The 1,001-nt window shown below is 69.2% G+C and carries 1 protein-coding gene; it reads left to right on the forward strand.

The features are described 5' to 3' along the window. Window positions 1–927 (forward strand): glutathione S-transferase family protein (locus AC5RUJ_RS17125; protein ID WP_494156350.1); only part of this gene is annotated, 927 nt, incomplete at its 5' end. Window positions 928–1,001 lie beyond the last annotated feature (74 nt).

Raw genomic sequence — 1,001 nt, forward strand, 5'->3', positions numbered from 1 at the left:
CCGGTTGAGGCCGGCCGCTACCGCCTGGTCGCCGCCCGCGCCTGCCCCTGGGCCAATCGCGCCATCATCGTCCGGCGCCTGCTCGGGCTCGAGGACGCCATTTCACTCGGCCTGCCCGGCCCCACCCACGACGCCCGTTCCTGGACCTTTGACCTGGATCCCGGCGGCCGGGACCCGGTTTTGGGCACCGAGCGCCTGCAGGAGAACTACTTCAAGCGCTTCCCGGACTACCCCCGCGGCATCACCGTGCCGGCCATCGTGGACGAGGCGAGCGGCGCCGTCGTCACCAATGATTACCCGCAGATGACCCTGGACTTCTCCACCGAGTGGAAGGAGCACCACCGCGAGGGCGCGCCGGACCTGCTGCCGGCCGACAAACTCGAGGAGATGCAGCCGGTCATCAAGCGCATCTACACCGAGGTCAACAATGGCGTCTACCGCTGCGGTTTCGCCGGGTCGCAGGAAGCCTACAACGCCGCCTACGACCGGCTCTGGGCGGCCATGGACTGGCTCGAGGAGCGCCTCACCAGCCGGCGCTACCTGATGGGCGACACGATTACCGAAGCCGACGTCCGCCTCTTCACCACGCTGGCCCGCTTCGACGCGGTCTACCACGGCCACTTCAAGTGCAACCGGAACAAGCTGACCGAGATGCCCGCGCTGTGGGGCTACGCCCGTGACCTCTTCCAGACCCCGGGCTTCGGCGACACCACCGACTTCGTGCAGATCAAGCAGCACTATTACATCGTGCACGAGGACATCAATCCCACCCGGATCGTCCCGCAGGGCCCCGAGCTCTCCGGCTGGCTGACCGATCACGGCCGCGAGGCCCTCGGCGGCAGCCCCTTCGGGGACGGCACCGCACCGGGTCCGGTGCGCGAATCCGAACGTGTCACCGCCGGCCACAACCCGCTCTACCCCGCTTAGCAGCATGTCCCGCGGGGTGCATGACGACGGCGGTGCCCGCCTGGGCGCGGGGACCGTCGAGGACCGCCCCGCGG

The sequence above is a fragment of the Arthrobacter sp. Y3223164 genome (genome assembly GCF_059091005.1).